The 25,979-nt window shown below is 58.5% G+C and carries 25 protein-coding genes and 3 pseudogenes; 12 read left to right on the top strand and 16 right to left on the bottom strand.

The genetic code is table 11. The features are described from left to right. Window positions 1–291: 291 nt before the first annotated feature. Window positions 292–1,440, top strand: coding sequence for an AraC family transcriptional regulator (locus EDE05_RS10395; protein WP_112797562.1), 1,149 nt, complete (start codon window positions 292–294; stop codon window positions 1,438–1,440). A gap of 37 nt (window positions 1,441–1,477) precedes the next feature. Here the strand turns inward: EDE05_RS10395 and EDE05_RS10400 are convergent, their stop codons facing one another. The 6 genes from EDE05_RS10400 to EDE05_RS10425 all read right to left on the bottom strand — a co-directional run bounded on the left by EDE05_RS10400 (window position 1,478) and on the right by EDE05_RS10425 (window position 8,226). Further along, window positions 1,478–1,816 carry a hypothetical protein gene (locus EDE05_RS10400; protein ID WP_112797559.1) on the bottom strand — a complete coding sequence of 113 codons (339 nt, stop codon included), beginning with the start codon at window positions 1,814–1,816 and terminating at the stop codon, window positions 1,478–1,480. Window positions 1,817–1,829: 13 nt separating this feature from the next. Continuing rightward, on the bottom strand, window positions 1,830–2,390 hold the full coding sequence (locus EDE05_RS10405) for an ATP-binding protein (protein WP_112797557.1): 561 nt from the start codon (window positions 2,388–2,390) through the stop codon (window positions 1,830–1,832). Window positions 2,391–2,394: 4 nt separating this feature from the next. After that, window positions 2,395–4,755, bottom strand: coding sequence for a SpoIIE family protein phosphatase (locus EDE05_RS10410; protein WP_112797555.1), 2,361 nt, complete (start codon window positions 4,753–4,755; stop codon window positions 2,395–2,397). Next, entirely contained in the window at window positions 4,752–5,930 is a 1,179-nt protein-coding gene (locus tag EDE05_RS10415) for a class I SAM-dependent methyltransferase (protein ID WP_112797553.1), read from the bottom strand. The genes EDE05_RS10410 and EDE05_RS10415 overlap by 4 nt, the downstream gene beginning before the upstream one ends. Beyond that, the gene (locus tag EDE05_RS10420) at window positions 5,927–6,445 is read right to left on the bottom strand and encodes a ubiquinone biosynthesis methyltransferase UbiE (protein ID WP_112797550.1); all 519 of its coding nucleotides are present in this window, start codon (window positions 6,443–6,445) and stop codon (window positions 5,927–5,929) included. Before EDE05_RS10420 ends, EDE05_RS10415 begins: the two co-directional genes overlap by 4 nt. Window positions 6,446–6,510: 65 nt before the next feature. Further along, window positions 6,511–8,226, bottom strand: coding sequence for an EAL domain-containing protein (locus EDE05_RS10425; protein ID WP_112797548.1), 1,716 nt, complete (start codon window positions 8,224–8,226; stop codon window positions 6,511–6,513). Window positions 8,227–8,663: 437 nt separating this feature from the next. Here EDE05_RS10425 and EDE05_RS27400 point away from each other — a divergent pair, with 437 nt between their 5' ends. Beyond that, window positions 8,664–8,789 (top strand): hypothetical protein, encoded by a 126-nt coding sequence (locus tag EDE05_RS27400; RefSeq protein WP_281033723.1) that lies wholly within the window; start codon window positions 8,664–8,666, stop codon window positions 8,787–8,789. A gap of 156 nt (window positions 8,790–8,945) precedes the next feature. Here the strand turns inward: EDE05_RS27400 and EDE05_RS10430 are convergent, their stop codons facing one another. Both EDE05_RS10430 and EDE05_RS10435 read right to left on the bottom strand, forming a co-directional pair. Continuing rightward, complete coding sequence (locus EDE05_RS10430) at window positions 8,946–9,530, bottom strand: intradiol ring-cleavage dioxygenase (protein WP_112797546.1); 585 nt, start codon at window positions 9,528–9,530, stop codon at window positions 8,946–8,948. Between the two features lie 25 nt (window positions 9,531–9,555). Then, complete coding sequence (locus tag EDE05_RS10435) at window positions 9,556–10,518, bottom strand: MBL fold metallo-hydrolase (RefSeq protein ID WP_112797984.1); 963 nt, start codon at window positions 10,516–10,518, stop codon at window positions 9,556–9,558. Window positions 10,519–10,654: 136 nt separating this feature from the next. Here EDE05_RS10435 and EDE05_RS10440 point away from each other — a divergent pair, with 136 nt between their 5' ends. After that, window positions 10,655–11,614, top strand: a complete 960-nt coding sequence (locus EDE05_RS10440) for a LysR family transcriptional regulator (protein WP_162712278.1) — start codon at window positions 10,655–10,657, stop codon at window positions 11,612–11,614. Between the two features lie 595 nt (window positions 11,615–12,209). Here the strand turns inward: EDE05_RS10440 and EDE05_RS10445 are convergent. Next, window positions 12,210–13,115: an SDR family oxidoreductase gene (locus EDE05_RS10445; protein ID WP_134100827.1), complete on the bottom strand. Its 906-nt coding sequence runs from the start codon at window positions 13,113–13,115 to the stop codon at window positions 12,210–12,212. 112 nt (window positions 13,116–13,227) lie between these two features. Here EDE05_RS10445 and EDE05_RS10450 point away from each other — a divergent pair, with 112 nt between their 5' ends. From EDE05_RS10450 to EDE05_RS10465, 4 genes are read left to right on the top strand one after another with little or no spacing between them, the layout of a single operon-like run. Further along, a complete protein-coding gene (locus tag EDE05_RS10450; protein ID WP_112803556.1) occupies window positions 13,228–14,205 on the top strand; it encodes an AraC family transcriptional regulator in 978 nt (325 codons plus the stop codon). A gap of 50 nt (window positions 14,206–14,255) precedes the next feature. After that, window positions 14,256–14,687 (top strand): c-type cytochrome, encoded by a 432-nt coding sequence (locus EDE05_RS10455; RefSeq protein WP_245519882.1) that lies wholly within the window; start codon window positions 14,256–14,258, stop codon window positions 14,685–14,687. A 17-nt stretch (window positions 14,688–14,704) separates the two neighbouring features. Further along, window positions 14,705–15,157: a (2Fe-2S)-binding protein gene (locus EDE05_RS10460; protein ID WP_134100831.1), complete on the top strand. Its 453-nt coding sequence runs from the start codon at window positions 14,705–14,707 to the stop codon at window positions 15,155–15,157. Between the two features lie 3 nt (window positions 15,158–15,160). Further along, a complete protein-coding gene (locus EDE05_RS10465) occupies window positions 15,161–17,380 on the top strand; it encodes a molybdopterin cofactor-binding domain-containing protein (RefSeq protein ID WP_112803552.1) in 2,220 nt (739 codons plus the stop codon). 473 nt (window positions 17,381–17,853) lie between these two features. On the opposite strand, the gene EDE05_RS10470 is transcribed toward EDE05_RS10465, so the two are convergent. Beyond that, window positions 17,854–18,384, bottom strand: coding sequence for a DUF4142 domain-containing protein (locus EDE05_RS10470; protein ID WP_105371297.1), 531 nt, complete (start codon window positions 18,382–18,384; stop codon window positions 17,854–17,856). A 602-nt stretch (window positions 18,385–18,986) separates the two neighbouring features. Then, window positions 18,987–19,358, bottom strand: a complete 372-nt coding sequence (locus tag EDE05_RS10475; protein WP_105371299.1) for a hypothetical protein — start codon at window positions 19,356–19,358, stop codon at window positions 18,987–18,989. Between the two features lie 104 nt (window positions 19,359–19,462). On the opposite strand from EDE05_RS10475, the gene EDE05_RS10480 reads away from it, so the two are divergent. After that, complete coding sequence (locus EDE05_RS10480) at window positions 19,463–19,708, top strand: hypothetical protein (protein WP_112803550.1); 246 nt, start codon at window positions 19,463–19,465, stop codon at window positions 19,706–19,708. Window positions 19,709–19,875: 167 nt separating this feature from the next. Here the strand turns inward: EDE05_RS10480 and EDE05_RS10485 are convergent, their stop codons facing one another. Next, window positions 19,876–20,787, bottom strand: a complete 912-nt coding sequence (locus EDE05_RS10485) for an ATP-dependent DNA ligase (protein WP_245519883.1) — start codon at window positions 20,785–20,787, stop codon at window positions 19,876–19,878. Between the two features lie 859 nt (window positions 20,788–21,646). On the opposite strand from EDE05_RS10485, the gene EDE05_RS10490 reads away from it, so the two are divergent. After that, window positions 21,647–21,880 carry a hypothetical protein gene (locus tag EDE05_RS10490; RefSeq protein WP_245422792.1) on the top strand — a complete coding sequence of 78 codons (234 nt, stop codon included), beginning with the start codon at window positions 21,647–21,649 and terminating at the stop codon, window positions 21,878–21,880. Between the two features lie 34 nt (window positions 21,881–21,914). Here the strand turns inward: EDE05_RS10490 and EDE05_RS10495 are convergent, their stop codons facing one another. Both EDE05_RS10495 and EDE05_RS10500 read right to left on the bottom strand, forming a co-directional pair. Further along, complete coding sequence (locus tag EDE05_RS10495; RefSeq protein WP_105371302.1) at window positions 21,915–22,274, bottom strand: type II toxin-antitoxin system RelE/ParE family toxin; 360 nt, start codon at window positions 22,272–22,274, stop codon at window positions 21,915–21,917. Window positions 22,275–22,276: 2 nt separating this feature from the next. After that, window positions 22,277–22,528 (bottom strand): transcriptional regulator, encoded by a 252-nt coding sequence (locus EDE05_RS10500; protein WP_105371303.1) that lies wholly within the window; start codon window positions 22,526–22,528, stop codon window positions 22,277–22,279. A 409-nt stretch (window positions 22,529–22,937) separates the two neighbouring features. Between EDE05_RS10500 and EDE05_RS10505 the strand changes: the two are divergent. Continuing rightward, a pseudogene (locus EDE05_RS10505) lies at window positions 22,938–23,966 on the top strand (IS110 family transposase). A gap of 431 nt (window positions 23,967–24,397) precedes the next feature. After that, window positions 24,398–24,529 (top strand): annotated as a pseudogene (locus EDE05_RS10510) (transposase domain-containing protein); the annotation flags it as partial. 45 nt (window positions 24,530–24,574) lie between these two features. Here the strand turns inward: EDE05_RS10510 and EDE05_RS10515 are convergent. Continuing rightward, window positions 24,575–25,207, bottom strand: coding sequence for a LysE family translocator (locus EDE05_RS10515; RefSeq protein WP_105375162.1), 633 nt, complete (start codon window positions 25,205–25,207; stop codon window positions 24,575–24,577). Between the two features lie 200 nt (window positions 25,208–25,407). Here EDE05_RS10515 and EDE05_RS27405 point away from each other — a divergent pair, with 200 nt between their 5' ends. Further along, the gene (locus EDE05_RS27405) at window positions 25,408–25,530 is read left to right on the top strand and encodes a hypothetical protein (RefSeq protein ID WP_281033648.1); all 123 of its coding nucleotides are present in this window, start codon (window positions 25,408–25,410) and stop codon (window positions 25,528–25,530) included. 23 nt (window positions 25,531–25,553) lie between these two features. On the opposite strand, the pseudogene EDE05_RS10520 reads toward EDE05_RS27405, so the two are convergent. Then, window positions 25,554–25,751, bottom strand: a pseudogene (locus tag EDE05_RS10520) (transposase domain-containing protein); the annotation flags it as partial. Window positions 25,752–25,979: the final 228 nt, after the last annotated feature.

The raw sequence follows: 25,979 nt of genomic DNA on the forward strand, positions 1-25,979 counted from the left end.
CACCTATCCAACGACGTTCGCCTTGGAGGCTGGCACAGGTGAATATTTAGATATTTCCGGGTAGCTCTCCGGGGGTCTTGCTTTTTTATTTAGATACAAGCAAACGGGACAGTTGTCGTTATCATCACATCCTAAAAATTATCGCTCTGTACATTTTTTCTAAATAAGTAATATGGATTATAACTTTTAGCTGTGGCACTTCGGGATTTTCTCCCTTTTCGGCAGGCGCTCCGAGATTGCCGTTCTTAACTTCAGGCTGCCCGGGCTCGGTTTGTGAGCCGGAGGATTTGAATGAGTGAAGAGTTCGGATCTGCAAACAAATCGGCAAAGAGAGAAGGGTGGCCAGACCATCTGGAGCGGCGGCGGTGGCCGCGCGAGCCTGCTACCCAGAAAGAAGACCGTCCCGAAGCTCCACCCGCACTGATCCCCCTGAGGTTCTCGACACTGGATCTGCCTCTTCTGGAGCAATTCGAAGCGTGGCGGGCACATATGGCTCCGCTCGTCGAGGTGCATTTGCCGAATGGGAAGTCTCCCGATGATGGTTTCCTTGCCGAGCAGATCGGGTGGCGGCTCGGCGATATGCTCGTCGTTCAGCAACGTACGCCCGAGCACAGCTATATCCGTGACCAGGCCATGCTCCGATCGAGCCCGATCGACCATTGGAATCTCGGTCTTCTTCGTAGCGGCCGAGCATGGACCGAAGTTGACCGCCACGTCACAGAGACCGCCCCGGAGGAGATATTCTTCAGGTCTCTCAGTTATCCCTATCGCGGGCGGATAACCGATTCTACAGCCGTACTCCTCTTCTTCTCCTATGAATCGCTGGCGAATGATGCCAGCCTTCTGCAGGCGGCCAACAACACCATCCTATCCGGCGGCCTCGCCGATTTGCTCGTCACTTATATCAACGAAATGGAGGCAAAGCTTAGCAGCCTCACGGCAGGGGAAGTGCCGGGGGTCATACGGGCGGTCAAAGACATGGTTATTGCTTGCGTCACTTCATCGACGAAGCTGGACGCAAAACAGATGCAGACCAACATGGGGATGATGGAGCGGGCGCATCGCTATATTCATCTCAACCTTCACTCGGGTAATCTGACACCCGACACCATGTGCCAAGCACTGGGCATCTCGCGCACGCGCCTCTACCAACTGTTCGAATCCAGTGGAGGCGTCCTAAACTACATTCGAAAACTTCGTCTTCAGCAAGCGTATGCGGAGCTGAGCGATCGAACCAATCACAGGCCGATCGCCGAGATCGCAGACGCTGCCGGCTTCGACGTGGCGGCTAATTTCACACGCGCTTTCAGCCATGAATTCGGAGTTAGCCCTCGCGAAATCCGAAGGGCGATGGGGACGGGCCACGTGGCCAGCACGGCAGCTTTTACCACACACAGTCACGAGACAACGATCGGCGATTGGCTGGCGCTGGCAGGTTAATCGGGCTTTGTTGCCCCGGAGATACGGGCTCCTTCAGTCAACTGAGCGTGAGATCGACGCCAGGATGCAGTTTCTTCAGGTTGGGAAGGGACCTCGACTGCCAGGGATATTCCGAGCTTCCGCGCACCGTTAATCGTATATTCGGCCTGTTGCGCGCCTCGATCGTAAGTTTTGCGAGCAGGTTGATCCCGGATGAATTGAGAAACTGCAACCCGGTAAGATCCACCGTAACGCGATCCGGTTCGGTTTCAATGATATTCATGACGAGGGAAAAGATTGGCGCGTAGGCCTCTGTATTGGGCAAGCGCATGGACCCGTCAAAATAAATCTCCGTACCCTCTGACCAGACACGATATTCGTCTTCCGTGACTTCCATATTGAACCGCCCGTTAATTTGAGACATCTGGAACCGCGATAGATGCGTAGGTTTCGAGCGGGATCTTGCCGCCCGGCTCCTCGGCTCCGAAAACCCACGCAAAGTGGGCGCCATAATCGCTCATGAGGGTCAAAAGCCCAAGGCCGGAGCCATTTTCGGTCGTGCCGGTCGCATTAGCCTCGATCCGCTTTATAAGAAGGTCCCCTGGGTCGCCAGTCGTGATTTCCGACAGCAAATGCTGGAACTGCAGGGCGGGCTCCTCATCGATAAGATTGGAGACTTTTGCCCGGAAAACATTGTCGTCGACCGAAGCTTCCACGATGACCTCGCCGGCTGCACGGAACTTCACGGCGTTCTCAATAAGCTCATTCGTCAGATAACCGACATTGTGCCGAACCTCCTTATAAAGGTTGCGGGATGTACGGTAGCGCAATGCGACGAATTCGGCGACAAAATCGGATGTGATGGCACAATGCTTCCAACCGAGTTCGAGAGGTCCCTCGAAGAGGCAAAGCCGTGTGACTTTTTCGCCGGTTCCGATTGCCAGAGCTTCCAGCCCATATAAAGTTGTCATTCGATCACCTGTGTCTCATGACCACAAGCGTGATGTCGTCATGAATTTTCTGCGTACCGATATGGGCCATCAGGTCGTCGATGATCCCGTTTTTCACATCCTCCGCGCTCAAACCGTATCGCCGGCCGGCGCTTTCGCATAGCCGCTCGATCCCGAATAGTTCGCCGTCCGGGCTTTCTGCCTCGGTCACGCCATCCGTATGAAGAACAATCATGTCGCCCCGATCGAAGGTGACTTCTCGTGTTGCCACGAACGGCGAAATGTCCGGTTCCAGTCCAATCGGCAGGCCAAGATCGAGCGTGTCGATCCGTTCCACCTTTCCAAACTTGCGCACGACGATCAACTCCTCGTGTTGACCCGAAAGCGTGAGGCGCCTTCCGTCGTAATCCAGGAAGGCGAGGGAAAGGTGCTTGTTCGTGCTGGTCCTCACAAGATTCTTGTAAATGGCACGGTTCATGCTGTTCAGGAACTGCGAAGGATCCATGTCGCCTGCCTCCTGCAAGGCCCGCGCGATCGACTGGACCATCAGCATCAGGACGCCGCTTTCGAGGCCATGCCCGGTCACGTCGCCGATGCCGATCTTCAGTCGCTCGCCGTCCTTCAGGACATCGTAGTAATCGCCCCCGACTTCATCGGCCGGCCGCATGTAGGCCGTGATCTCCAGATCGGTTATCTCTTCCAGCTCACCGGCCTTTGGAAGCACCATCATCTGGATTCGGCGCGCCACGGCCAGTTCCGCGCCAAGGCGCAGGTTTTCGCTGCGCAACTTCTGATTCAAGGCGGAAATCTGCAGGTTCGCCTCTTCGATCTCCTTCGTCCTGTCGTCAACGAGCTGTTCGAGGTTTTCCGTATGGAAACTGATCTGTTCCGCCATGCGGTTGAAGGCTAATCCGGCTTCGCCGACCTCATCATGCGTCGGAATATCCACCCGAACAGAATAATCCTTAGCTTGAATGCGTTTGGCGGCATCGGCGAGCGCGCTGATGCCTCTGGTTATGCGCTTGGATATGGCGAAGACCGCTCCGATGACGAAGCACAGGGATACGGCAAGAGCAAGAACCTGGTAAATCAGGATCCGGTTGGTCGCCTTGGAAATCCCCGCCTGGGCGGCAAACAGCGAAGCGTAGATTTCGCGTTCCGGCACGATAATTCCGAGCAGCATGGCCTCACGCCCGACAGGGCCGGAGACCCAGAGATTTGTCGGCTGCAACTGTTTTAGGACGACGAGATACGGAACCTTCTCGCCGTTTTCGTCGAGGAGGATGTGCCGCAACAGTCCATCTTCCCCCAGCGGCAATTGCGCGATTTCCGGCTGTATGCTCCGCCTGAGGGAGCGGCTGAGGCCCGTCACGCCTTCGCCGCCCGTATCGCTCAACGCCTGCAGGCCCATGATCTTCTCGCCGATGGGATTGATGGCAACAACATTGCCATCCGACATGGTGAGAAAGCCGAAGCCATTATCGGCGACTTTGACGTTTTCGACGATTTCCGCCAGTTGGTCGAGGGTGATGTCCGTTCCGGCGGCGCCTGCGACCTTCGTGCGGTCGCGAGACCAGAGCGGCTGGAAGAAGCTGACGATGAGCTTCCCGGTGATCGCATCCGTATAGGGGGCCGTCTGGGTAATGTCGTCGTCGACCGGCCGCTGGTTTGGATCCTTGGCCCATTGCTCCCAGGACTCGTAAAGCCCCGGAAAGAAGAAGGTCCAGAACTCCGCGCTGTTATGGCCAGGATAGAGCTTGTCAAAAGTCTGGGCCTGATCCGTGTAAGGCGCCGTGCGGAAGATCGGTCGTTCCTTGGGGCCTATATAATACATCTGCAGCTTTGACAGACCGTTTGCCAGCAGACTTGGTGCAATGAGGTCGAGGACCGTGCTGTTTTCTATGTCCTTCTGCACTTCAGGCACCGGAAGATGATCGGGACCGAGAAGATATCCCCATACGCTGACGACGGACGGCGGGCCGGGCAGATTCTGGGCCCATCCTCCTTTGGCGTCGTAAACGACCTCAACCGTTCCCGGAGCGCTGCGAGCCACCGCCTCGCCGATCTGGGTTGCCATCGGAGGGCCGTCGATCTGCGCCTGAAGGACGCCCGCCAGCGTGTTTACGTCGGAATGGACGCGGTTCAGAAGCAGATTGACATGCTCGGCCGTCGTTTCCGCGTAAGAACGGATATAACCCTGATTGGCTTCTTCTAGCCCCTGGCCGACCTCGGCGGTTGCGTCTTGCGAGAGACGTCGCACATTCCAAAGCGCCAGTCCCCCCGTCACGAGCAAATCGAAGAGAACCGCGCTTCCGACGACGATTACGAATTTCGCGCGGAACGAGCGCAATCCAAACCGTGCGACCTGCTGGCTTGGTGTCCTCATAGTGGTTTACGTCCGGATGCCGCCCAGATTGGCCAGCCGGCGTATCCCTTAGGGTGAAGGGCGGCAAAGATGTGATCCCTGAACCCCTGGCGGAACCGTTCAATGAATTCGGGAGGATCGCCACGTTTTACGGCCATTTCTCCGGCGTAAACCTGTTCCCATGCCGCAATCACGTCGGCAAAGTCCTGCGGATCTCCGTCCAAATTTGTAACCATGAAGGATTCCACCAGGATATCGTCGAAGCCGGCATCGACGAGATGTCGACGGCTCTTGGGTCCAAATTCCACATCCATCTCGAAGTGGCTGAATAGCTTCGCAACCTCGTCATATGTCCACTGAATGCTCTGCGATCGGGGTTCACCGAGGCAGTGCGAATTCTTTTCGTTGGTAATATACACCCGCCCGCCAGGTTTGCAGATCCGATAAAGCTCCTTCAAAAGCGCCGTCGGCCGATTGAATATCTGAAGCGAATGCCGGCAGGTCACCAAGTCGAACTGATTGTCCTCGAGCAGCATTTCCGATGCGTCGCCGTAGGTATACTCGACATCGGCAATGCCGAATCTGGCCGCCATGTCGCGCGCATAGTCAAGGCTTGCCTTCGAGTGGTCGAGCGCCACGATGCGCGTTGGCTGGAACTCTTTTTTGACAAGAATGGCGAAATCGCCGATGCCGCAACAGATATCGGCCATCACGATCCCGGGGCGCATGCCGTGACGAGGAAGGATCGTGCGCTCATGGCGCCATGTCATTTTGGTTTGGGTCCGCAATATCGGAATGAAGCTCGTATCCTCCACGAAGCTTTGGCCGGGATAGAATTTGGAATCATAAACTTCCACGGTCACCCGCGGTTCGATCCTGTTCAGGTGCGTGAACATGCGCTCGGTCCAGCCGACGACGCTTGAGGTCACCACGACGAACCGGAGATCCGGCCTCGCCCGACAGGCATCAAGAACGACGCGAGAAATGGCCTGGAAAGCGGTGTTATTCATTTGGACGAGGCGTCGCAAATTGATGTGGAGGACCCCTCGCACATCAGCTATCGCGCTTTTCAGCATGGAAATGCTTGCCGCGATCTCGTCCACCGAATACGGACGGATCACGCCCGCCAATGAAAACTCCTGGTTGTTGGCGTCGAACTCCGCAGTGAAGGGCGCTGAAAAGACGATGGCGTTCAACTTAGGGCTCTTTCAAGCGGAAGGTCGGCGACGAACGTTATGTCTGACGGAGCATGTTCCTCGATATGCAAGTCAGCGTCGAAATTGATCGCCAGATCGAGGAGAATGACCTCCCTGTTTGGTGTCTGGTCCATTGAAATGGCGCCCAAGTACCTTCCGAGCGCATCCTCTTGATGAGTTTTCGCTATGGCCTCCCGATAGAACTCCTGCTGTCCCGGTGGACATCTGAAGCTGAGCCTCACACGTTCCTTCAAATCGTGTCGATAGACCGTGCAGTCCAGCCTGCCTTCGGGAGAGCCGCCGCGAAACGACACCTCCAGCAGCTCGTTGAGAGCAAAGGAGAAGAAATTCGAGTGGCGGATCGGGTCCATGCGGTTATGGCTGATCATCCGCGCCATAAAGGTCGACAGCTGATCGCAATGCTGCCAGTCGGACAGAAAGGTTGCCATGTCCATTTCGAACTGGATCAGGGGTGCGAAGCCCGTTTCCTGAGGCTTCTTCCTGGCTGCACGCATGTCTTCTCCTCCTTTCATCTACTCCTCGGTCCTGAAGCTCTTCACATGATTTGCTCCCGACACCATTAGGGTTCGAAGGCGGGGTTGGGGCTGGATATCGGCGTTTCCCCGAGAGGAACGGTCGACGCGAACTTGTGCAGGAACGCGTCGATTTTCGAGGGGGGCATCGGACGGCCCAGATAATATCCCTGCAGCCGGTCGCAACCCGTCTTGCTGAGCCAAGCAGCCTGCTCCGCCGTTTCCACGCCCTCGGCGGTGACGTTCATGCCAAGTCCGTGGGCGAGCGCGACGATGGATCGAACGATCGTCTGGCTCTTCTCGTCGTTTTCCAGATCCTTGATAAAATATTGGTCGATCTTGATCGTATCGAAGGGGAAATTCTTCAAGTAGCTGAGCGAGGAGTAATAAGTGCCAAAATCGTCTAGCGATATCTGCACACCAAGCATATTCAGGGTGTTGAGCGTATCGAGATTGTTTATCGTCCGTTCCAGAAGCACGGACTCGGTAATTTCGAGTTCAAGCCGGTCTGCGCGGATGCCGACCAGATCCAGAGTCTGCGCGATCCGATCCGTAAGCCCCGCATGCAGAAATTCCGCCGGAGAGAGATTGACGGCAACCGTAAAATGGGCCGGCCATTTCATGGCTTCGCGGCAGGCGGTTTCAAGCGCCCATTGACCGATTTCGCTCATCAGGCCGTCCATCTCGGCCATGGGTATGAAGACATTGGGCGGGATGACGCCAACCGTGGGGTGACGCCACCGCAATAGTGCTTCGAAGCCGGCAACCGAGAAGGACGGGGTGACCAGAGGCTGATATTGGACGAAAAACTGACCTTCCGAGAGGGCGGTGCGCAAGCTGCGCCGCAACATCTCCCGTTGCTCCAGAACAATAAGCATGGCGCGCGTGAACGTCCGCGCCCGGTGCCGGCCATCTTTCTTGGCCGCATAGAGTGCGATGTCGGCCGCTTTCATCAGTTGCTCGAACTCATTCCCATCAGTCGGTGCAACAGCAATTCCCACGCTTGCGCCGACGAAGACGTTGATGCCACCGACAGTGAACGGCTCCTTGAAAACGCTCACGAGCGCCTCGGCAAGGCGCTCGGCCTCTTTCGGCTGATTGCCTCTCCATTGGATGACGGCGAATTCGTCGCCGGCCAACCGGTAGGCGAATTCCTGGTCTCCCAGCACGCTTCTAATTCGCTCGGCCGCCATTTTCAGCACGGTATCGCCGGCGCCGTGCCCCAACGTGTCATTGACAGGCTTGAAGTCATCGAGGTCGATTTGCATGAGAGCAAGTTTGCTCCCCTCGGAGATCGGAAGGGCGCCCCGTAACTGATCGCTGAATTGCCGTCGGTTTGGTAAGCCGGTCAACACGTCGTGGGTTGCCTGGTGCAGAAGAAGAGCGCGGTCTTTTTCGCTCTGGCTGTAGGTTCTATGGAAGCTCGAGGTGCTTTCCGCTTCGATGATGCCGATGCCGCCGGAGCTGCGGAAGATGATGAGCGTGCGTTCATCTCCCGTTTTCACATTCGCAATCTCGACGGTCCGGGGCAGTCCACTCGCAAGCACGAATTCGACCGCAGATTTTGTCGCATCAGCCAGCAGCTCCGGGTAGACATGCCACAGCGTTGCGTCCACCAGAGAATCGACGGCGTAGGCTTTTCGATGCCTTGCCGAACATTCCGTCAAATGAAAGCTCTCGTCATAAAAGGAGACGAGTTCGGCTGTATCGGCGTAAAGGCGATTTTCCACGGGGGCAGACCGTGTCGCATCGACATTCGACATCTCTCGCCCTTTCGCAACGTCCTCTTAAACCAAACTTGAATAACCCATCTGCATCTGCTCGACTTTGAGTTAACTCAATCCCGCCTAACTCCACTCTTTCACAAAACTATCGCGCAACGTGTTGCGGTCAATGCCGCGGGACGGACGACGCGGCAAATTCTAACTTTTCTAGAAGAGGCGGTGGCATCCATATTTCGGGATTGTTCTGCAACCGAAGGTGAACTTGACCATGATGAATCAGGTTGTTCTGGATGGGGGCACTTTGGCCAGCGGGTGAGTTCGCCGTTGCAGTTGGCTCAAAGAGAATTGAAGTCGTCACTCTCCCTGATAGACGAGCAATTCAACGACATCGTCGCATCCATTGGTCTACGAACCCCTGATGCACCAGGAGCACGGCGTGCATCCTCGCCGCGCTCCTTGGTCTCGCGATGGGGAAGATGGCGATTGCAGTATCGGATTACGATGGTAACCAATTCCTCGACGCCTTCCTGCGATTGGACGATATTTCGGAACGGCTTGCGGCCTCGGCAGAGCGCGATCAGCACCAGTCTCTGCTGCAATAGTCTCCTTTGTTTAAGCTTCCCGGTGCGCGTACCACGGCGCACCGCCGGTTGGGCGATCGAACCACATTCCTCCGAGCGGCATCGCTGGCGGTGGCAGTGGCAGGCGACACCCGTTGGTCCACCAAACGTCTGAATCACGGCTGAAATACCCGTGTATCAGATCACGAAATCGAAGCGCGCGAACTGGCCGTCGTCCGCGGAGCTGATCGTCATGAGCAGCGCCCCATCGAAGATCCGATCACGCGCATTGCCCGGCTCGCCTGGAAAGAAGAGCTGCGTCGTCAGGACATCTCCGCCCGGCTGCTGAACCCTGAAATGGAAGTGTCGCGTGCGTCCCGGATACAGCGCCGGCACGACGGTGTTGAACCACCAGCGTCCCTGCTCGTCGGCGAACTGATGTCCCCGCAGGCGGAAGCCCGAACGATCGTACTCACCGTTTTCGTCCGCTTGCCAGATCTCGACAAGACTGCGCGGCATGGGACGGCAGCGATCATCGAGGACATAACCGGCGACAGTTATACGTTCGCCGCGAGGCGCCTCCAGATGGAGATCCCGTTTCAGCGGTGAGTTCGGCTTGAAGAACGGCCCTGCTTCGCGAGCCGGCGTCGGTTCATCTCCGTCGGCACAGGCACGTGTCAGCGGCAGTCGCGGCGCCTCCTGGGCTGTGGCGATCGCTTCGGTCAGCGGCAGGAGCGGCATGGCGAGAAAACCCGAAAGAAGTGTACGTCTTGATGTTGTCATTGCGTGGCCTCCGTTCCTCACCCTATCAGAACTGCCAGTTGACCGGGACCCAGGCATAGCCGGAGTCTGTCTTGAGCATTCGGCCAAGGCCCGGAAACGGATAGTGGAAGCCGAGGACCAGGAGCCGGTCTGCCGCCGCCATGTCGAAGATGCGTCGACGGGAGGCGAGTGCCGTCTCCTTGTCGCGATCCGGTCCCGGCATCCACGGTCGGTCGACGTTGACGACCGGGTGATAGGCGAGATCGGCGGTCAGCAGCAGCTGATCGTTCCCGGACTGAACAAGGAAGTTTGCCATGCCGGGCGTGTGGCCAAATGCCGGAAGCGTCGTCAGACCCGGGACGATATCCGCGCCGGCTTCGTACAACACGATTCCGTCCGCCACTGCCTCGACGCTCCGTGTGATGGCGGCTGCGAAATTACGGCGGAACTCTTCGGGGACCGGCATGTAGGAAAGGTCCGGATCGTTACGAACGAAGAAATCCCAATCGGCCCGAGGCGCAAAGACGGTCGCACGCGGAAATGCCTTGCCGCCGTCCGCGGTCCGAAGGTTGCCGACATGGTCCGGGTGCGTGTGTGAAACCACCACAACGTCGATGTCCTCGGGCCGCAGACCAATGGCGGCCAGATTCTGGAAAATGCGGCCGCCTTGCGGACCCATGGTCTGACCGGCTCCCGCCTCAAGGAGGATGCGCCTGCCATTCGTCTCGATCAGCAGCGTATTGAGATTGAGCGTCATGCGGTCGGTCGGCAGGAAGGCGCGCGTCAGAACATCCTGCAGTTCTGCCTCCGGCGCATCGCTGGCGTAAACACGCGGAGGGCCGCCGATAAGCCCGTCACTCAACACGGTCGCTGAGATGTCGCCGACCCGAAAGCGGTAATGGCCGACATTGCCGCCCTGGCTTGGGAGCGACCCCGCTTGAGAAGCCTGCGCAAAGGTCACGCCGGCCGGCAAGGCCAGTCCCGCCACGGCTGACGCAGCCGTCAGCATGATCTTCCTGCGATTCAGTGTGATTTCAGCCATGATTTTTATCCCGTTCAACATACCTGCTTGCAGGTGTTGTTTTTGATTTCAGCATCGGCGGCAGAGGTGCGATTAGCGCCGCCTCGCGACATGTACTCTACGGATGACACAGATCAGGCGTGAGGATAAGCTAATCAAAACTGATCAGCTTAATAAGCAGGACTTTGCAATGCGACCGCTGCGCCTGGATAACTTGGAGATCTTTGAGGATGTCGTCCGCTGTGGCGGCTTTAGAGCTGCTGCGCTCGGCAGGGGCGTTTCGTCGTCCGCGATCAGTCAATCGATCGGCGGGCTCGAGGAAGCACTGGGCATCCGGCTGCTGAACCGAACGACACGCAGCGTCGCGCCGACTGAAGCAGGCGAGCAGCTCCTTAGGCGGCTAGGGCCCGCTCTTCACGACATCAGGACAGCGATCGACGACCTTAATCAGCTCCGCGAACGCCCATCCGGCACCGTGCGCATCAATGCACCGGGTCCGGCCGCCGATCACGTTCTGTGCCCCTTGGCCTTTGAGTTCATGGAGATGTATCCCGACGTCAATATCGAGATCGTCAGTGATGCCGCGATCATCGATATTGTGCAGCAGGGTTTCGACGCAGGTGTGCGCTTCGGGAACCAACTCGCCCAGGACATGATCGCCATGCCGCTAGGCCCCGCCTTGCAATATGCGATCGTGGCCTCGCCTGATTATCTCCGCAGGCGCGGCCGACCCGCTTCACCGCACGATCTCCTGCAGCACGACTGCATCCGTCGCCGTTTCCCCGGCGGAACCATGGCGACGTGGAAATTTGAAAAGGACGGCGAAGAGGTAGAGATCACTCCGAATGGTAGGTTGACACTGAGTTCGGCGCATCAGGAGCGGCAGGCCGCACTCGCGGGCTCGGGAATTGCTCACCTGTTCGATGATTATGTCCGTGACGATATCGAGCAAGGAAGAACTATCGAACTGCTCGGCGGCTGGAAGAAAAAACTGCCAAGTTGGTACCTGTATTATCCGAGCCGGCGGCATGCGAGCGCAGCCATGCGAGCGTTCCTCGAATACATCCGTCATCAACATTGGTAGCCGGGAATATTGCCGCGACGGCCGGAAACCAGCCGACATCTCCGTAGATGCCGCGGGTTTCGTCTCCGCGGCATCTAAAACTTCGTCACGCCCAGATGTTGCCGACAAGGCCAGCCTGCGCGTTTTGGACCTTGTCTAGCCGCCCCCGGCAACAGCTGAAGTAACAAGTTCTGGCGGAGACTTATCCTCTCATACACCGGTTTTCCGGCAGCGGTAGTCTGGAGGCATACGCGTTCAATGCCGGTAGATTGGATCGCCTCGTAAAGTGCCTCGCGCGTGACAGCCTCTCCGAAACCACGCCGCTGGCCAGGTGACCATCCACCTCGCACGCGCCTGCACAGGCGACGGGGCGAGATCCCTCATATGCGACATAGGCGAATATCTCGTCACGCCACAGCTCGAACCCCGGAACCTCGTCATTGCATCCGCCCGCGACAAGCCGTAGGCCCGCGTTCAGATTCCTTTATCTTCCTTCAAATCCGAATTTCTTCTTCCCGAATAGAAGACGTCCGGATTGCCATCCAACCATGGGTTTATTTTCCCGCGTAACCGGCTTGTTGCTTGCGAGCGGATCGCGACTGCTGGGTTGGCGAAACTAGCCTGCGCCGAAATAGGCAGGCCCGGCCAGATCCTCCAAAAGGCTTTCACCGTTCGGAGCCCACGCAAGGCTTGCACGCGTCTGGACGCTGGATGCTTGAATATCCATCGCAGCAAAATGGCTGAACCAGCCATAATGAGAAGCCGCTGTTTCGGGCTCGATCGATTGGACCGGGAGGTCCAATCCGGCGCCGATCGACGTGGCAATCTGCCGGAAGGGGACGCCTTCCTCGGCAACCGCGTGATATCGGGCATAAGGAGCTGCCTTCTCGACTGCCAGCCGGTAGAGCCGCGCCGCATCGAGACGATGAACGGCCGGCCACCGGTTCTCACCATTGCCGACATAGGCGACAAGCCCGTTTTTGCGAGCGGTCCCGATGAGTATGGGGATGAATGCATGATCTCCATCGCCGTGAACGGTGGGCGGAAGGCGAACGACCGACACCGGAACCCCCATATTGGCAACTGCATCGGCCGCAACCTCGGAAGCGGCACGGGGATTGGCGCCTTCGGACGAAGGCGGCACCGGATCGGTCGCCTCGGTGACAAGCCCATTTCCGGGCAGCACGCCTATCGCAGACGTGACGACAAGCGGCCTTCGCGAACCGGCGAGTTCTGTGCCGAAGAATTCGATGATGGACCGATCCGCCTCGCAGCTTTCCCTGAATTGCGAGAAATCGTGGTTGAACGCGGTGTGCACCACTGCATCCACCCGCGCTATCGCTGCGCGCAGATTTTCCTGATCACGCAAATCTGCGGCGAAGACATCTGCTCCAAGCGTGGCCAGTATTCCGGCTGCGCCCGCCGACCGGACCAGTCCAATGACCTTGTGTCCGGCAGCGATCAAATCCGTCACCACCGCCGAACCAACAAAGCCTGAAGCTCCTGTCACCAAAATCCGCATTGTCTTGATCTCCCCTTGTCGCCCATGGAACTTCCTTCAAGGCTAGAGGCTTGCTTGCGCACGATCCACGCTTTAAAGTCTGCACTATCGTCGCAATCGTCCGGATTTCGCCTTGGATCCCCTTTCTGAAGTTCTGTCGCTGCTCAAAACCCGCAGCTACATCTCATCCGGGTTCAGCGCCGCAGGCGACTGGTCTCTTCACTTTGCGCTGCGCGATGACATCATCAAATGCTACGCCGTCGAGGCTGGTGCATGTTGGCTTGCTGTGGAAGGCATCGAGGAGCCGATCAGGCTCGAGGCGGGAGATTGTTTTGTGCTGGCGAGCGGCCGGCCCTTCCGACTGGCAAGCGATCTGGCATTGCAGCCGCTTGATTCCAAGACAGCTTTCCCTCCCGCGGAACCCGGCGGTACGGTGACCGTCAACGGCGGCGGCGACCTGCTTCTTGTCGGCAGCCGGTTCACGGTTGCCGGACGCCACGCTGGGGCACTTCTCAAGATGATGCCGCCCATCGTTCACATCCGAAAAGAGGTGGATCAGGTGGCGCTGCGCTGGTCGGTGGCAAGGATGCGCGAAGAACTTCGCGAGGGTAGGCCAGGCGGCGCGCTGATCGCCCAGCATCTGGCCCATATGATGCTGGTACAGGCGCTGCGCTTGTACCTGCATGAGGGAGGCCATGAAGCCGGCTGGTTCGCTGCACTGAAGGACGCCCGCCTGAGCAAGGCACTTTCGGCCATCCATTCCGATCCGGCACGACGCTGGACCTTGCGGGATCTTGCCGGGCAGGCCGGAATGTCCAGGTCCGTCTTCGCGCAGCGGTTCCGGGAAACGGCCGGCGAGACGCCGATGGACTACCTTACCCGCTGGAGAATGCTGCTTGCAGGCGAGCGGCTGGAAAGCACCGGTGAGCCCGTATCCGCGATCGCGCCCAGCCTTGGTTATGAATCCGAAAGCGCCTTCACCAGCGCCTTCAAGCGCGTCATGGGATGCACCCCCAGAGAGTATCTCCACCGCCGGCACAAGCTGCTCTCACCCCGGCAGTTCAAAACCGATCCGGACGATCGCGACGATATTCGAGACGCAGCCGAATAGATCGTATCGGGAAGACTGTTTTATCGTGCCTACAGCAATGGAGGCAATGAATGATGTCTACCCCATTCCATGGAATGCCAGGACTACAGGATGCCCAGGATGAAGGAGGGCGACGGGCGCTGCCGGCGATCCTTCTCGCAATATTGAGCTTGCTCTGTCACCTTCCAGCTGCCGCTCAGGATATCGACGGAGCTCGCCTGTTTCAGCAGCGCTGTGCGACCTGCCACAGTATGGAGGCCGGTCAGAACAAGGCGGGTCCGCACCTGTCGGGCTTGATCGGCCGGGCCGCCGGAACCGTCGAAGGCGCTACCTACTCGGACGCGATGCGTTCCTCCGGCATCACCTGGGACAGCCAATCCCTCGAGGCCTTTCTCACTGCGCCGGGCCGCATGGTCCGCGGCACACGGATGACGGTTGCCATCCCCAATGCAGGCCAGCGAGCGGCAATCATCCAATACCTCGAAGGCCAGCCGGCCAATTAAGATCAGGAGAAGCACCCATGACAGCGTTCACCATGAACGGGCGCGCAATCGATGTCGTCGCCGAACCCGATACACCGCTTCTTTGGGTGATCCGCGAACATCTGAAGCTCACCGGCACCAAATTCGGCTGCGGGATCGCACAATGCGGGGCCTGCACCGTCCATGTCGACGGCGAGCCTACCCGCCCCTGCCAGACCTTCCTGCAGGATGTCGCCGGCAGGGAAGTAACCACGATCGAGGGCCTGTCAGGGGATTCCAGCCATCCCTTGCAGAAGGCCTGGATCGCCGAGCAGGTGCCGCAATGCGGTTACTGCCAGTCCGGACAGATCATGCAGGCCGCCGCCCTTCTCGCGACCACGCCCAATCCGACCCGCGAACAGATCATCGACCACATGGATGGGAATATCTGCCGCTGCGGGACCTATGTTCGCATCATCAGCGCGATCCAGCGCGCAGCAAGTGAGGGCTGAACCATGACTCTGACTCAACGGCCTCAAAGCCGCGCGCTGTCGCGGCGCAGCTTCCTCGTCACGACCGGCAGCCTGGGCATTGCCGTCGCGTTTGGAAGTCTGCCCGACCTCACTTACGGCGCCACCCCGGCTACCGCCGCCGCGGGTGATTTCCGCCCCAATGCCTGGATCACGATTGCAGCGAACGGCACCGTCAGCATCATCGCGCCTGCCGTCGAAATGGGCCAGGGGATCATGACCACGCTGCCGCTGCTCGTCGCCGAGGAACTGGATGCCGATTGGAACCGTGTGCGGGTCGTGCAGGCTCCTTCCGATGCGGAAACCTACGGCAATCCCGGCTTCTACGGAATCCAGCTCACGGGCGGCAGCGAGTCGACGCGCGGCTATAACGGGCTGCTTCGCCTGGCCGGCGCCCAGACCCGCCTGATCCTCATGGCTGGCGCCGCTAGCCTGCTGAACGTGCCGGCGGGAGAACTCACGACCGAACCCCATAGAGTGGTGCACCCATCCTCGGATCGGGGGCTCGACTATGGCGAGATCGCTGCCAGGGCCGTGCTTCCGGATCCGCTGCCGCAGGCGACGGAGGCTGACCTCAAGCCCCGCGACAAGTGGCGCTATGTCGGAAGCCGGTCGATCCAGCGTGTCGACGTGCCCTCCAAGGTCAATGGTGCCGCCGTGTATGGCATCGACGTCCAGCTTCCGGACATGCTTTACGGGGCGGTTCTGCGGGCACCGGTTCAGGACGAGCGGCCGGAAACCATCGATGACGCCGCAGCACGGAACGTGCCGGGCGTCACCCATATCGTCCCATTGTCCTACGGTGTCGGCATCATCGGCGAGACGGTTGAAGCGACGAGACGTGCGAAAGACCTGCTCAACGTGACCTGGAGCACGACATCGCGGGTTCGCAACTACACGAGCCAGCGGCTGCTCGACGAATACCGCGCCGTCGGCCGCGACCTCGGGCAACAAGGTGTCGCCGCGCATACTGATGGTGACGCCGAGGCCGCGATCGCCGGCGCCGCGACGGTGATAGAAGTCGACTATATGAGCGACCACGTCGCCCATGCCACCATGGAGCCGATGAACGCCACCGCGCTCGTGACCGGCGACAGCATCGAGATCTGGGCGCCGACCCAGGGGCCGACGGGCACGCAGGGTTTCGCGGCGGCGGTCATCGGCACGACGCCCGACAAGGTAAAGGTCAACACGACCCTGCTCGGCGGCGGCTTCGGACGCAAGGCGGAAGCCGACTTCATCATCGATGCAGTGTCGCTCGCCAAGGCGGTGGAGGGGCGGCCTGTCAAGGTCATCTGGAGTCGCGAGGACGATATCCGCCACGACAAATTCCGGCCGCTCGAAACCCAGCACGTCAAGGTGGGGCTGGATGCGGAAGGGAACATCGTCGGCTGGCGTCACCGCATCGTGGCGGACTCGATCTTTGCACGAACCTTGCCTCCGGTTTTCGCGGAAGCGGGCGGTCACGACGACGTCGTGACCGAGGGTGCGAAGTTCAACTATTCCGTTCCGGCCCATCAGATAGAGTACCTGCGTCAGGACAACGGTCTCGCCATTGGATTTTGGTTCGCAGTGGGTGTCGGCTATACGAGGTTCGCGATCGAATGTGTTGTCGACGAGATCGCAGCTGCCAGAGGCATGGATCCTGTCGCGTTGCGGCTGGAGCTTCTGAGGGATCAGCCGCGGGCGCAAAAGGTTGTCGAGACCGTTGCCCGGATGGCGGAATGGGATCGAGCGCGCGACGGCCGTGGGCTTGGCATTGCCTACTCCGATGCCTTCGGCTCCCATTGCGCCCAGGTCGCCGAGGTCTCGCTCAATCGCGAGACCGGCGAAATCCGGGTGCATAAGGTCTGGTGCGCCATCGATCCCGGCGTCGCGATCCAGCCGCTCCATATCGAGGCCATGATGATCGCCGGCATCACCGGCGGGACAGGCCACGCGCTGTTCGAGCAGATCAACGTCGTCGACGGCGAGGTGCAGGAAGCGAATTTCGACACCTACCGGGTCATCCGCATGTCAGAGGCGCCGGAAATCGAGGTCGCCGTCGTGCAGACGCCCGGAAGCCCCTTCGGTGGCATCGGCCAGGCGGGACTGCCGCCCACCGGCCCCGCGATCGCCAATGCCGTCGCCCGACTGACAGGCGGCGTCCGGCTGCGGCACTACCCATTCCTGCCCGATCGGGTGAAGGCGGCGCTCAAAAGCTGAACTGGACGTCTCCAACAGACGCAGTCCCATCGGCGCTTTGGCATGACCAGAAACAGGGCAAAGCAGATGACAGCGATGGCTCGGGCTTGACAGTCTCAATGCTTGCTTACGAAAGGAATCGAACCGACGGCCCGCTATTTGAAAAATGCGTATTTTACTGGCCTGGCCATTTGCAGCAGCTCAAACGGAAAGCCAGTCAGCAGGAACTAAAAGTATACCGTGTAGCATCTCTCCACGAGGAAGGAAGTCTATATCCTCGCCCATAACACGGAGGCGACGACCAGCGCGCTGGTGCGGGCGACGGTAGCGCGCAGCGCAAAATCCTTCTGGAAAGGCAAAAGGTGGGCGCGATTTCTTCGCCCCGACCTTCTCACGTCGCTCGACCTCACCAGTGCCAGTACATCCGTGGTCACCGTTGGCAAAGCGTGTCTAGAATGTAGACTCGCCTTTGGCAGCTACAAGGGCGCCAACGTTTACTTGTCCAGGTCCTGCGCCATCTTATAGTGGTGCTCGAGCGCCGGAAGGGTTTTCGCGGCCCACGCCTTCAGCTCGGCATTGTCACCACCTTCAGCGTAACGCTTGAACAGATCCACAGCATCTTCGTGGGCGTCCACTTGGTCGTCGAAATACTCTTCCTTGAACTCAGCGCCGGATAGTTTGGCGAGGCCGTCAACCTCTTCCTTGTGGTCCTCAGTCAGAGCTGTGACGGGAGTTCCCTTTACCTTCCCGCCGGAAAGCAGCGCCTTCAGCTCAGCGCTCGTCTTCTCGTGATCAGTAATCATTTGCTGCGCAAAGGCCTTCGTCGCCTCGTCACCTTTCTGCACCGCAAGCTTGCTAGACTCGATTTCGAACATGTCGCTCGCGGATACCTGCATGACGAAATCCTCTGTCGACGGCGCCCTGCCGATAAGCGAATTTGCACCGGTCTTTTCCGCGGTCGACTGCGCAAAGGCGGCGGTTGACGCTGCAAGAACGAAGGCTGTGGCGATGATGATCTTTTTCATTATGGTACTCCTATTGCGGCGGATGAACACTCGGACGACCGATAAGTTCCAAGCTTTTTCAAGTGCCGTATGAGCCGATGGGCATGCGGGTTGTCGGGTAATGAACGGCCAGCGCGCGTCTGGTGTGGGCGACGGTGGTGATCGCGCTGGCCTGTGGTGACATCGAATAAAGGGCCGCACTCGTCTATGATCATCCGTCCGACAAGTCCCTGAAGGTGACACCCAGCATGGGTACCGTCCTGGGCATGGGGACGGCCCAGGGCTTCACAATGGGTATGGCAGGGCAGATGACGCCGGAACAAAAGCTTGAAGCCGCGGCGCGGAAGCACTTGGATGACACCGGGCGCGCGAATTGCAAGATCACGCGCGGCTACCTCCTCCACAAAGCCTGTGTATGAGTTCTGGTTTGAGTACCCTGAGCCGACACCAGCCCAGAAAGCGTAGTATCGGAAGGAGCTTGCCCCCTCCGATTTGTTCGGGCGGCTGCCCCCCAAAGAAACGAACCGGTCGCTTGGCAGTTTGATAGGCTGTCGCGAGGGCGAACCCGTCCCCCTTAAGGTTTAAGCTTGTGCCCTACGAGCACCCTCGCGACGCCCTTCAATTCAAGGCTTGGATTTTCCAGTCGTCTTTGCCGGCGCGGGCGCATTGCAGCCCTTCGACATCATGGCCGACTGGATCGCCTGGACCTTGCCCTTAGATACCGATACCTGACCTTCCTTGTCGCCGCCAAAGGTGGACGACATCGGAACGCCGATGAGGAAGACGCCGAACGCATCACCAGTGGCAGCATCGTGTTGTTGCTTGGAAACCGCTGATAGCGTCGCCTGCTCCTTGATTAGTTCCTGAGCGAGTTGCTCGCAGGAATAGTTCGTGTATGCCGCCATCGGAATGTCAGTGGGAACGATCGCATCCGGCCGTTTGGCACACGCCGAAAGAGCCAGCGCGAGCGCCAGCGGTACAACAATATTTCTCAAGATTACCCCCTAATATGCCCGGGCAGAGATAATCATGATTCATCCTTAAGTGGAAGTGGCCCCTCAGTCCTTGCCTCCCGTCTCACCGACTCTATTTCGAGGTGATGTTCGACATCCCTCCTCCCACGGTTCCGCTTCGCGACGACAACCGCCCGATTCTGTGCCAGATGGCAATCGAGCTGTCACTTCAGGAGCTCGTCGATGCTGCGATCAAGGCCGGCTGGAACGAGACCGAGGTACTCGGCGCGGTTATCGAGGTCGCCGATAACCTAATGCTGGCCCATGGGGCGAATGCAGAGCTCGCTGCAATGCTGAAGGCGCTGAAGGCGCTGAAGCGTGGCCTGGATTAGCGGCGGGAACCTTCCTCGATGCGTTTGGTTGGATGAGCAAAAAGGAGAGGAAAATGACCAGCCGAATAATCACTGCTTTGATGTTGAGCCTTGGGCTTGCTCTTCCCGCTGTAGCCCAGCAAGGCGGAACTTTTACGCCAGACACCACGAACACGCCTGGAACCAATTCAGGTGGGCCAGTGGGCTCGCAAGCGATCGAACGGCCGAAGAATGCGACAACTAACTCGGTCGGCAAAGCCGGACAGAATTGCCAGAAGATGGCGAATACGGTTTCGGGTGAGCGCCCAGCTACATCCAATCAGCAAGAACAGCAGCCGCAGCGAAAATGCTAGAACCTGTGGGGCGAAGTCCGGCAGTCGGTAAAGTTTGTCCGCATCGTCGGGATCGCGCAGCCCCTTGAACGAAGGATGCCGCAGCTTCCCATCATTCGTCCACGCTCGGTATTCGATCTCCGCGACATATGAAGGCCCGGTCATGACGAGGTTCTTGCCCGGGACGCGGTCGACCGGCACGCGCGTCTTGACCTTGTCGAGTTGCTTCTTCAGTGCTCTCGCCTGAACATGCTTGAAGCCGGTCCCGACGCTGCCGACGTATCTGTAGCCATCTCGGTGCCGAGCCGCGAGGAGAAGAGTGGCGATAGCACCAGGTAAAGCCGTCGATGGCTCATAGCCGATGATCACAAAGCTGTCGCTCTGAACGCATTTGATCTTCAGCCAATCGCCAGTGCCACCGGAACGATATGGCCTGTCTAGATGCTTGGCGATGATGCCTTCCAGCCCAAGCCGGCAGGCGTGCTCCAGCAGGGCATCCGGATCCTCTTCGAACTCTTCCGAAAGTCGGATCGCGCCCTCCTCTCGCGGAATGACATCTTCCAGGAGATGCCGGCGCACCCGGTATTCCGTGTTCCGTAGATCGTGTCCATCGAGGTAAAGCAGATCGAAGGCATCGAGGAGCGAGTTTCGCGAAGGAAGCTTGCCGCCTTGCTTTCCACTGGCGCCAAGTGAGTTCTGCAACAGGCCGAAGTCAGACCGCCCCTGCTCGTCGAGCACGACAGCCTCCCCGTCAAGGATCATAGTCATCGGCATGAAAGTCCTTGGTGGTTTCAATTAGGGTCAATTGCACGGTATCCTCCACTCCATGATCTGCCGCCGCTGTAGAGACACTTGCTAGGTATGTGTGGAGCATCCCGATCGGCCATGGACCGGGACGCATGGATGCGGGCTTGCTTCCCATGGAGGAAGCTCCCGACGCGGCTGCGCCCCTTTTAGCAAGCACGGTCAACATCTCGCTGTCGCCAAGAGCCAGAGACGCCATAGAAGATTTCTGTCTCGACCAAAATCCTCCGGCGAAGCCAGAGACTGTCATTGAATGGATCGTCGAAGATTGGCTTGAAAGGGAGGGTTACTTTCACTGATGAACGGTAGTGGTAGACCGGCGTCGCCGGGCGTGCTGGGTACCTGAGGTGGATTGTCTCAGTCCCACAGTCTTCTGATCGTGAGCCAGGCATTAGGCCTGCGTCCAGACGAGTGAACCGCAGACGCCGGCGACAGTGTCGTCGATACCTTTCTGGTTTGCCGGCGTAGCACCCCGAACGCCGATCGATGACGATCCGTTAATGGCTCTAGCCGTGAGGAACAGTTGGTCTATGGATGCGCCGACCCTGTTGCAGTGAGGTACGGCCGCCGCGCTCAAAGTACACAGGCGACGCTCAGGCGGATTCTATCAACTTCATTGGTGACGACATAGATTGCTTTGCCGGTCTTGCGGCAACTTGTGGTTAGTCCGCCGCCCGTCTAGAAGGTCGTTGCTTTGTTTGGGACTCGTGCATGGTGTCGATGCGGGCGGCGAGGTGTCGCACGTCGTCGCGGATGCCGGACACGGCACCAAGGATTTGGTCTTTTCGTCTTCCCGCAGGATCACAAGGAGCAGTTCAACCGGGTGCTGGCTGATTGCGAGCTGAAATTCGACCGCCAGGGCAACCGTCGTTCGGCCTACAGCCTTCGCCACACCTATAGCTGCCTGCGCCTGCTGGAAGGCGCGGATATCTACCAGATCGCCAAGAACTGCCGGACGAGCGTCGAAATGATCGAGAAGCACTACGCCGTGCATCTCAAGAACACACTGGGTGCCAAGGCCATCAACGTGCGGCGAGTGAAGAAGGTGGCCAAGTAAGCCCGCTCACTTGTGGAGTGAATGGGTTTGACGGTTATTCTTGATCTTTACCCTTGGCATGCAGGGCCGCCAAGTCTTCCTTTAGGCGTACCGCCATGTCCATCCTTTCATGCAGGATGCTCATGACACCAAGGTCGCCGTTCCCAAGTTCACGGAAGAAGACGTAGTGATGCTCGTAGCGGCTGAAATACGCCATGAGCTTCACATCGGCGGGAACCGCCAGCCTTTGCGGGAGCCGTCGCCAGATAAGACGGTTGTCGCACAGGCGCTGCAAGTGAGCATGCAGGCCCCGGATATAGGTATCGGCCTGCGCCTCGCCCCATTCGGCCAAAGTGTCGCGCCAGATCCTGTCCTGCGCGGCGTCGGCACGCGGATAAAAGCGATATCCGGCCATGCTCAGCGGCGCTTGTTGCGGCGGATTACATCGTCGGCGGTAACGGCGATGAATTCGCTGTCATCGGCGCGCATGGCGGGTGCGAGTTCCCGCTGGAGCGCCTCCCACGCCTCATCACGGGTCTGTAAATCGCGGCGGATCAACGCGCGGATGTATTCGCTGGCATTCTCATAGAGGCCATCGTCGCCGATCTGTTGCTGGATGTGGTTTTGCAGCGCGCCGCTGACCTTAACGTGAATGCTGCCTGACGGCATGGGCCTATCCTTTCGTCTCTCTTCAATTATGGGAAGCGTGATAAATATTGTCAATATTCATCACACAGTAAGGCCGCGACCCCAGAGCCGTGCGTTACAGCATCCCGTTCTATAGCTCACAGCCAACCCAAGCTTCCGCCACACGACCCTTTGATCGATCAACGCAAGCGTGTATCAACGCGTACAGCGCACCTACGCATCACCCAACGCGTACGCAAGAGCTATGGGCGATGCGCTGCGCGGTTTTCTGGCCGGCCGCACGGCGTCCGGAGAAAACCGGCAGGTGCGCCAGGGGAAACCCCTGGTGTTGGTTTCCACGCAGAACTGATGGAGTGGATGCCCCCTCCGATGGCATCGCGATGTGCCAAAGTGATGTTTGCAACAACGTCACTCAGAGGAGAGAGCATCCATGAAGGAAGTTAGCATTGTAGGCCTTGACCTTGCAAAGCGGGTATTTCCAGCTCCATGCTGCCAGCGCCGATGGCGGTTTGGTATTTCGTAGGAAGCTATCTCGCGTTCCTGTCTTGGCTTTCTTCTCGGAATTGCCGAGGTGTGTCGTTGCGATGGAAGCATGTGCGACTGCGCATTACTGGGCTCGTGAGATCGGGAAGCTTGGCCATGAAGTTCGATTGTTACCACGCGCTTATGTGAAGCCTTTCGTCAAACGGCAGAGAATGACGCGGCAGATGCTGAGGCCATCGTAGAGGCCGCCATCCGCCCCTCGATGAGGTTTGTCGTGCCGAAGACGGAGAAGCAGCAAGCTTCTTCCATGATCTTTCGGACGCGCGATCTATTTGTGCGTCAGCGGACGCAGTTGATTAACGCCCTTCGTGCTCACTTGGCAGAACATGGGGTCGTCGCACCGCAGGGGCTTGCAAGCTTGGCCGCGTTGAGGGGGATCGTAGAAGACGATGATAGCGGCCTTGAGCTCCTGGTTGTGGAACCTGCCCGGATTTATTTGGAGCAGATTGATCTTCTAACTGCCCGTATCTCCAACTTGGAGAAGGTACTCAAATCTGAAGCTCAGCAATCGGATAATACCGCTCGGCTGATGTCAATGCCCGGCGTAGGACCGATCACGGCCATAGCGGTCGAGGCCTTTGCTCCAACTATGACGACGTTTCAGAAGGGGCGCGATTTTGCAGCATGCCTCGGGCTTGTACCTAAACAACATTCGAGCGGTGGAAAGCAGGTGCTTGGCCGGACGTCGAAGATGGGACAGCGCGATATCCGACGGCTTTTGATTATCGGCGCAATGACGGTGATCCGATGGGCATGCCGAAAGCCCCCCTCCGAGAGCTCATGGCTGGGACGTATGTTGACGCGCAAGCCACGTATGCTCGTCGCTATTGCGTTAGCCAACAAGATGGCGCGATCCGTCTGGGCGATGATGACGAAGAAGGAGAATTACAAAGATTCCGGTCTCGCAACCGCGTAAGCAAAGCTAGCGATATAGCGAGATCGGATCGTCGGCGTGTGAGGAGATCAGCGAATGGTAAGGACAAAAGATTGGAAAGAGGGGCTGGAAATGCACCCGGCTCAGTGAGCCACGAGCTCGTAGAACTGATTTGCGCCAGCCCCGCTTAGCTCCATACCGGCCAGCAGTAAATTCCAGACTGCATCAAAGGCCTGATACATGACCGCATCCAATCACACGTTCAAACCGCTCAAAGAAAAACTTGCATGAACGGGGGCATCCATACATGAGCCGGTTATGGAGTGAACCCCTCGGGCTGGACCACGGGACACGGACAAACTGATACACTCTACGGGCCTCGATCGGAGAAGGCTCATGAAGTCCCGAGGTCCAGCCCGAGGGGTTCACTCCAATTACCCCGCCAAGGGGGTCAAGTTTGCACGCCGGAACACATCGAGACTTGCAAACTCAATGCTGTCGATCCGCTGGCCTATTTGACCACGACGCTCACCGCTATCATAAATGGCCACAAGCAGAGCCGGATCGATGAGCTCTTGCCTTGGAATTTCCCGTTGCACAAATAAGTGCTCGCAGGAATCTTTCGAGCTATGGGATGCTGCGAACGGTCGTCAGGTTCTTTGCAACGCGACATGCAAACCAAGGCCAACAAGGATGGTACCACCCAGTCGCTGGACCAGCTTCTGTGTACGGCTCGACTGCTTAACCTTCTCTATGATCAGCCCAGCGAGGAACACGCAAACAACGTCAGCGAACGTGAATATGGTGTTCACGATTGCCCCCAAGATTGCGAGCTGTGCCCACAGCGGCAGGCTCGCATTGGCGTCAACGAACTGGGGGAGAAACGCCAGAAAGAAAATGGCGGTCTTCGGATTTAACACCTCGACTGCCACGCTCTCGAAAAAAGCCTTTCTTGCCGACTTCGGCATGGCGACAGTCGAAGGTTCGGGGCCAGTTTCTCTGCTGCGGAAGAGCGAGATACCCAGCCAGACAAGATAGAGTGCGCCGACCAGCTTGACTATCGTGTAAGCCACTGGGACTGCGTTGAACAACGCGGACAATCCTGCAGCGGCGGCAATGACATGCACATAGGCCCCGATGTTGATGCCCAAAACTGCCATCAAGCCAGCACGTCGACCGCCTGCCATAGTACGTGCTGCCGCGTATAGCATCGCAGGTCCTGGTATGAAGGCGAACAGCGCTGTGGTGACCGCAAATGCGATCAAGACGTCAATTGTAGGCATGGAAGGGTATCCCTTTGCGGCGTGACGGTCGAACACTAGAGGCTTTTACCGCCAGCGCAATAACTGGATGGACGGCGGCATGTAACGCGACACCAGCCTCCCCAATGCAGACGTTCAAGATGGGGACGGGACACCGCTTACAGACTACGTCGTCCGCGACTACAAGGATGCTCTTTCGGCGCTGAAGGATCGCGCGGGGCGTGATCGATCTGCCGATCGGCGGCGATGATCCGGCGCCGGCACCATCCGAAACCGGCCGCGTCAGTGTGTCCGGCCCCGATCCGGTATTCACGGCCGAGAACCTCAAAGGGTGGCTCGGATGATGTAAGCGGCAAGCTGAGGCCATTCAGCGGGCGTAGTTCCACGGCATGAACGCGTCGATTTCGCTGCTCGGCCAGCCGTTGGCAATGCGCTCGAGGGTCTGAGTGAGCCAGGCAAGCGGATCGATATTGTTCATCTTCGCTGTCTGCAGCAGCGTCACGATGGTTGCCCAGGTCCGTCCCCCGCCGTCGCTGCCGGCGAAGAGTGAGTTCTTTCTCGTAATGCCCATGCCCCGTTCATTCTGCCCATGTCGACGATGAAGTTGAGGTTCTTTATCGTTGGCATCCGTATATCGGCCAAAAGGTTTCCATTTGTCGCGTGGAAGAACGAGCAACAGGTCGGTTTCTGAAGGTCTTGTCCTGCTGCCAATGTAGCCGCAGGGCTGGTGCCCAACCGATGAAGGCCCTTCAGTCCTACAACGCAAAAGAGGCAGACAGAAGCTTTGCCGGTA

The sequence above is a fragment of the Neorhizobium sp. R1-B genome (assembly GCF_004368875.1).
GTDB lineage: Bacteria > Pseudomonadota > Alphaproteobacteria > Rhizobiales > Rhizobiaceae > Neorhizobium > Neorhizobium huautlense.

Bases quoted from the DNA above. Each gene is read 5' to 3' on its own strand.
- EDE05_RS10460 (WP_134100831.1), top strand. From the start codon at position 14,705: ATGACAGCGTTCACCATGAACGGGCGCGCAATCGATGTCGTCGCCGAA.
- EDE05_RS10465 (WP_112803552.1), top strand. From the start codon at position 15,161: ATGACTCTGACTCAACGGCCTCAAAGCCGCGCGCTGTCGCGGCGCAGC.
- EDE05_RS10470 (WP_105371297.1), bottom strand. From the start codon at position 18,384: ATGAAAAAGATCATCATCGCCACAGCCTTCGTTCTTGCAGCGTCAACC.
- EDE05_RS27400 (WP_281033723.1), top strand. From the start codon at position 8,664: ATGGCGATTGCAGTATCGGATTACGATGGTAACCAATTCCTCGACGCC.
- EDE05_RS10405 (WP_112797557.1), bottom strand. From the start codon at position 2,390: ATGACAACTTTATATGGGCTGGAAGCTCTGGCAATCGGAACCGGCGAA.
- EDE05_RS10420 (WP_112797550.1), bottom strand. From the start codon at position 6,445: ATGCGTGCAGCCAGGAAGAAGCCTCAGGAAACGGGCTTCGCACCCCTG.
- EDE05_RS10430 (WP_112797546.1), bottom strand. From the start codon at position 9,530: ATGACAACATCAAGACGTACACTTCTTTCGGGTTTTCTCGCCATGCCG.
- EDE05_RS10395 (WP_112797562.1), top strand. From the start codon at position 292: ATGAGTGAAGAGTTCGGATCTGCAAACAAATCGGCAAAGAGAGAAGGG.
- EDE05_RS10425 (WP_112797548.1), bottom strand. From the start codon at position 8,226: ATGTCGAATGTCGATGCGACACGGTCTGCCCCCGTGGAAAATCGCCTT.
- EDE05_RS10445 (WP_134100827.1), bottom strand. From the start codon at position 13,115: ATGCGGATTTTGGTGACAGGAGCTTCAGGCTTTGTTGGTTCGGCGGTG.
- EDE05_RS10500 (WP_105371303.1), bottom strand. From the start codon at position 22,528: ATGCCGTCAGGCAGCATTCACGTTAAGGTCAGCGGCGCGCTGCAAAAC.
- EDE05_RS10485 (WP_245519883.1), bottom strand. From the start codon at position 20,787: ATGACTATGATCCTTGACGGGGAGGCTGTCGTGCTCGACGAGCAGGGG.
- EDE05_RS10480 (WP_112803550.1), top strand. From the start codon at position 19,463: ATGTTCGACATCCCTCCTCCCACGGTTCCGCTTCGCGACGACAACCGC.
- EDE05_RS10495 (WP_105371302.1), bottom strand. From the start codon at position 22,274: ATGGCCGGATATCGCTTTTATCCGCGTGCCGACGCCGCGCAGGACAGG.
- EDE05_RS10410 (WP_112797555.1), bottom strand. From the start codon at position 4,755: ATGAGGACACCAAGCCAGCAGGTCGCACGGTTTGGATTGCGCTCGTTC.
- EDE05_RS10440 (WP_162712278.1), top strand. From the start codon at position 10,655: ATGACACAGATCAGGCGTGAGGATAAGCTAATCAAAACTGATCAGCTT.
- EDE05_RS10515 (WP_105375162.1), bottom strand. From the start codon at position 25,207: ATGCCTACAATTGACGTCTTGATCGCATTTGCGGTCACCACAGCGCTG.
- EDE05_RS10435 (WP_112797984.1), bottom strand. From the start codon at position 10,518: ATGCTGACGGCTGCGTCAGCCGTGGCGGGACTGGCCTTGCCGGCCGGC.
- EDE05_RS10455 (WP_245519882.1), top strand. From the start codon at position 14,256: ATGATGTCTACCCCATTCCATGGAATGCCAGGACTACAGGATGCCCAG.
- EDE05_RS10400 (WP_112797559.1), bottom strand. From the start codon at position 1,816: ATGGAAGTCACGGAAGACGAATATCGTGTCTGGTCAGAGGGTACGGAG.